Origin of the sequence: Fulvivirga lutimaris (assembly GCF_009711525.1) — a bacterium.
In the GTDB taxonomy this organism is placed as follows: Bacteria; Bacteroidota; Bacteroidia; order Cytophagales; family Cyclobacteriaceae; genus Fulvivirga; species Fulvivirga lutimaris.
In genome coordinates, this window is record NZ_SMLV01000080.1 from 1 (window position 1) to 1,232 (window position 1,232).

Sequence of the window (1,232 nt, forward strand, 5' to 3'; positions counted from 1 at the left end):
CGATCTGATGAGTCTGTTCAGTTTTTTGCGGATTTAGTAGATCAGAAGAAAAGGGACTTGGATGAAAAGTCTGATTTGCTTAAAAATTTCAAGCAAGATAATAAGTTCTTTGATATTGAAATGGAGTCTCAGTCTCAGTTAAATCAGATAGCTGAACAGGAGACGAAACTAGCTGAAGAAAATAATGAAGTGCAAAGTTTGGAAGTATCCTTACGGAACATTAAATCAAAACTGAATCGAATTAATGGAGGTGGAAATCCGAATGCTGATGTTCAACGCATAAACAAAAATGTGCTTCAACTAAGAAATAGGATACAAGCATTAAATGAGAAATATGTAATGAGCGGTGCCAGTGATCAGGAGCTTTTAGATTCTCTTACTAATTTGCGCCAGAATTTAAAAATTGAGACCGAGAAGCTATCCAGAATGCAAGTTTCGGATAGCGAACAACCTTCTTTGGCCGAACTGGAAAACCAAAAAGAGCAGATCGAGACTGCTTTAGAAATAGCTAGATCTAAAGTGGCCACTACCCAGCAAACACTGAGCTTATTAAAGTATAGAAAGTCAGACTTTGCTAGTAAAGAAGCTGTAATAGCCAACCTTCAAAGAGAAGTTAATGTAGCTTCAGAGGAATATTTAAGCGCGCAGGAAAAATATAATAATGCAAGAAACGAATCTTTGGCATCAGGTAAAGGTATTAGGCAAATCATGCAGGGACAGCCGGCAAATGACCCTGAATCTAGAAAGGTTCTTATAACTACATTGTTTGCAATTGTAGCGAGTGTTGGCCTAACAATATTTACGATCGTTTTAATAGAGTATCTAGATTTTTCTATCAAAACTCCGGAGAGATTTAAAAGTATAGTAAAGTTGCCATTGATTGGACAAGTTAATACTATACATAAAGCTAAACATTATGATCCACCTAGAGTATTTAATGAATCAGGGGATCAGGAAAGTGATGCATTCCGACACTTGTTAAGAAAGTTTAGGTATGAGTTGGAGAACTCAGAACACAAGAAATTTCTAATTACAAGTGCAAGGGTAGGAGCTGGTAAGTCCTTCGTTATAATTTCACTTGCTTATTCATTAAGTCTAATTCATAAAAAAATCCTAATTGTAGATACTAATTTTAAGAGTAATTTTCTTACTAAAAGTCTAAAAACAGATGAGCGAGTTAAGCTTTTAGACGATGCCAACTTAAAGTTATTGTCAGTTGATACTAACAGTAG

1 protein-coding gene is annotated in these 1,232 nt (G+C 35.3%); it reads left to right on the forward strand.

Features of this window, described 5'->3' with window-relative positions; all coding sequences use genetic code 11:
* The coding region (locus tag E1140_RS21210) for a GumC domain-containing protein (RefSeq protein ID WP_185153321.1) at nt 1–1,232 on the forward strand (1,232 nt) is incomplete at both ends.